This is a genomic window from Streptomyces sp. NPDC017890 (assembly GCF_044328675.1).
Classification (GTDB): Bacteria; Actinomycetota; Actinomycetes; order Streptomycetales; family Streptomycetaceae; genus Streptomyces.
In genome coordinates, this window is sequence record NZ_JBIRHU010000079.1 from 1 (window position 1) to 4060 (window position 4060).

Genomic DNA, 4060 nt, shown 5'->3' on the forward strand with positions numbered 1-4060 from the left:
TTTGTACTCGAGATCCACACGAATGGCGTACTGCCCGTCCACATTCACCACAGCAGCGGGCCGCTGCGACGCCGCAGCCAACGCGGTCAGCGCGTCGTCGTACATTTCCGAGAACTTCTTCGTCAACGGCACAGTGCAGTCCTACTCATCGAGGCCCCATGCAGACAGCACAAGGTAAAAGACAGCCCGTTGCCACAGCCATGACCAGCCCGTTGCCACAGCCATGACGAAGAACTGACATCCACCCTAACCCCACGAGGCCCACATCAGTGGGAAGCATCCCACTCCGCGATCACCTACCGTCCCATCGAAAGCCGGAAGAGGACCGAACCCTGTCGAACTGCATACCGATCTCGCGGCAAAGCTCCTCATCACTGACGGCGCGGTCCCCGAAAGCGATCGCGCCCACTGCAGTGCCGTCGATGACAACCTCGCCGACGACACCGACGACCGCACCGTCCTCACGGCAAGCGATGTCCCGCCCCGCGCGAATCACCTGCTCGATCACCGACGCACGGTCGAACCCTGCACCGCCGCGGTAGCGGTGGACACCGGTTTCCTCGTCCCGCACCGACACGAACCAGTCCACCTGCATCGCCCTCACATTCCTCCCCTGCACCCCTCACCTACTTCTACCGCGTGGGGAGCGTATCCACCACCTCGGCCGCGAGCACCGTCAGCCGAATACTGCATTGCCGAGACTGCTCGACGAACACCTCGAACACCTCAAACACCTCAAACACCTCGATCCTCACTGATACCGTGCAGCACCATCAGCATTCCCTCGGCATGCTCGAAGCCTTGCGCGTACCGCCATCCCAGCCTGCACACCCCCGACCTCCGCAGGACCCGCACTCCGCCGCCGGAAGAGGTTGGTATGCCAATGGGCACTGCTCACACACCCGCTACTTATCGACGATCATCCACTCAAGAGTCGTCCGGTCGACACAGGCCTCCACTTTCCCGCCCCAGGGACCCATCGGCCGCCGCAGCGGACTCGCCGCGATACGGAGGTCCGACGAAACGTTCCGACCGACTCATGCTGACTTGCAACAGCTCTCGAATCGGATGGATGGTTTGGCACGAACAAGGCAGCTGCGGCGATTTCAACGACCGCACACCCCCAGGACCCCGGCCCTGCACGTCGAGCCGGGGCGGTGGGATGCCATCTGCGTTGAGCACACAACCCAGACAGCCCTTTTCGTGCGCGGTCAATATCCGTGCGGCCTCGCACTTCCCACCATAAACCGCATTACCGGTATGCACCTGGTCGGATTCCCGGTCGATACCAACTAGCAACCCGGGCGCGTGCGGACAGTCCGGGAGCAGCACTCCCCCACACCTACCAACCCGATCTCATCGGCCGGCTACCACCGCCACGTCGCGAGAACTCCGAAACGTTTTCTGGAGTGGCGATGACACTCGGCGACCTCACGAAGCAGGTCAAACAGATCAGCGGAAAGCCAGATTGACACCGAATCGGCTGTCGAAGGGGTGCAACCAGGTTCGATCCACGGTTCCATACCGCCCCACCCCGACACTCGACAAAGCTGACGGGCAATCATCACCGAGTAGTCGACCGGCACCGATCATGTGTGCTCTCGCCAGATTTGTGAAAGTCCGCTACCACCAGAGGAAGTCAACGCGCTCTGCTGATCGAAGATCTGCCGACACCCCGCATGGAGGCGATAGCGTCGAGACTCTTGCCTTGCTCACAGAGGGAGCGGGGGGACTATCTCGTTAACGGTGTTTCGGCCGTTTTCATCAGTAGGTTTCTGATCCGGGCCAACGATCCGCGAACGTGATCGCGAAGGCATTGAGAGCGGGTTTCCACCGTGTGATCCATCGTGCCTGACCTTTGCCTGTCGGGTCCAGCGAACGGGTCACCAGGTACAAACATTTGAGCGCGGCTTGCTCGCTGGGGAAATGACCGCGAGCTTTGACCGCCCTCCGGTAGCGCGCATTCAGCGACTCAATAGAATTGGTAGAGCATATGACTCGACGTATCTCCGTGTCATAGTCAAGGAACGGGATGAACTCCTCCCACGCGTTGTCCCATAGCCGGATGATCGCCGGATACCGCTTGCCCCAGTTCTCGGCAAGGTCGTCGAAAGCAGCCCGCGCCGCTGCCTCACTCGGCGCGGTGTAGATCGGCTTCAGTTCCCGCTTCAGTGCGTCCCAGTGCTGACGTGCCGAGAGCCGAAAGGTGTTGCGGATCAGGTGCACCACACAGGTCTGGACCGTGGTGGCCGGCCACACATGCTCGACAACCTCCGGCAGGCCCTTGAGACCGTCGCAGACGAGAAAGAAAACGTCTTTGGTGCCACGGTTACGGATGTCAGTGAGCACGCTCATCCAGAACTTGGCGCCCTCGCCGCCCGTGCCGGCCCACAAACCAAGCACGTCGCGGCGCCCGTCCAGGCTCACCCCGATGGCCGCGTAGATCGGCCTGTTCGCGACCTGGCCGTCGCGGATCTTGACCACGATGGCATCGATGAAGATCGCGGCGTACACCTCATCGAGCGGACGTGCAGACCAATCCTGCATCTCCTCGATCACCTTGTCGGTGATCCGAGAAATCGTCTCCTTCGAGACCGATGCACCGTAGATTTCAGCGAAGTGCGCGCTGATCTCCCCAGTCGTTAACCCTTTGGCGTACAACGATAAAACGATCTCATCAACGCCGTTGAGCCGACGCTGCCGCTTCTTGACGATCTGCGGTTCGAACGTCCCTTCGCGGTCTCGGGGGACTTCGATCGGGACCTGCCCGGTCGACTCGGTCAGTACCGTCTTCGACCGAGTGCCGTTGCGGATATTTGTTGATGCCCGATCCGGGTTGGCCTGGTTCTTGTCGTGCCCGAGATGCTCGGTCATCTCCTCGTTCAATGCCGTTTCCAGGACCGTCTTGGTGAACTGCTTGAGCAGCCCATCCGGGCCCGTCAGCGACAGGCCCTGCTCTCTCGCCAAGCGCACGAGCTCCGCTGCCGCCGCCTCCTCGGCCGACGGTGGTGTCGACTTCTTCTTCGTCACATCATCCAGTGTCGTCATCACGGCACCCTTCTCGCCGGGCATTCACCCAGCGTGTCGGGCCGAAACACCGTTTAAGAAACACTCCCCGATCCTGTCGGGGAGACAGATGCGGGATGGCCGGGGGCGACGAGTGTTTGCGGGGCGAGGGAATTTCCGGGGGCGAATTTTCCGCAGTTACTCGGGGCGGGTGCGCCGTTGAACCGGTCGACGAGCCACTGCAGAGCGCCGGGCAACCAGAGCGCGCCACCGATCAAGTGCTCGATGGTGTCGTACTGGTCGTACTGGATGGCGAGGCCGGCATTGCAGTAGCGGGTGGCGAGGGCTGCGACGTCATCGGCGACCATGACGCCGTCACCGGGGCCGGTGCCGGGACCGCCGGGCAGGGTTCCGTTGAAGATGCCGTTGGCGGCTTGGGCGATGAACATCGGGATGGTCGGGATCGGGGCGATGCCCATGTTAATCGTGTTGACGACGTCGACGAACTCGGGAACCGAATTGGGGTCCGCGTACTCGGGTTTGACCATCTGCTGCCAGGTCAGGCCGGGGTACTGGGCGCCGGCGTTCACGATCGACGCGTCCTGCATTCGCGCCATGATCTCGCGGCCGTAGTCGTTGAGATACGGATCGAAGTCGATATCGTACGCGCGACCGATTCCCACGATCGCCATTCCGACAACCCCGCCCCACCCCAGACTTCCGTTTGCGTACCGCAAATTGGTGGCGGGATTGACCATGACGCCGGCTTCGGCGGCACCGATCAGGTCGTCGTCGACATCGGGGGCGTAGTCCGGGGCGAGGATCGCTGCCCAGTTGGTGGCGATCGCCCCTCCGGAGTACCCCATCAATGCGATCTCCGCATCGTCGGTGATGCCGGTCTCCGCGACCTCTCGGGCGGCGCGCAACGAATCGAGAGTCAGCATCCCGTACTCCGGCCCGGCAGCGAAGTCCGCCTCCGGGCCCTCGGTGTCGGGAATGACGACGGTGTACCCGGCGGCGAGCATCGGTCCGAACATCGCAATCTCGCCGGACA

Annotated in this window: 3 protein-coding genes; all 3 read right to left on the bottom strand. The window is 62.3% G+C overall.

Annotated features, from left to right (window positions below):
- Positions 1-292 precede the first annotated feature (292 nt).
- Positions 293-595 (bottom strand): hypothetical protein, encoded by a 303-nt coding sequence (locus ACH4F2_RS35225; protein WP_003943349.1) that lies wholly within the window; start codon positions 593-595, stop codon positions 293-295.
- Between the two features lie 1169 nt (positions 596-1764).
- Positions 1765-3048, bottom strand: coding sequence for an IS256 family transposase (locus tag ACH4F2_RS35230; protein ID WP_209923685.1), 1284 nt, complete (start codon positions 3046-3048; stop codon positions 1765-1767).
- Positions 3049-3101: 53 nt separating this feature from the next.
- Positions 3102-4060 (bottom strand): lipase family protein (locus ACH4F2_RS35235; RefSeq protein ID WP_398136745.1); only part of this gene is annotated, 959 nt, incomplete at its 5' end.

Excerpts from the sequence above, each read along its gene's own strand:
- ACH4F2_RS35230 (WP_209923685.1), bottom strand. The coding sequence starts at position 3,048 with ATGACGACACTGGATGATGTGACGAAGAAGAAGTCGACACCACCGTCG.
- ACH4F2_RS35225 (WP_003943349.1), bottom strand. The coding sequence starts at position 595 with ATGCAGGTGGACTGGTTCGTGTCGGTGCGGGACGAGGAAACCGGTGTC.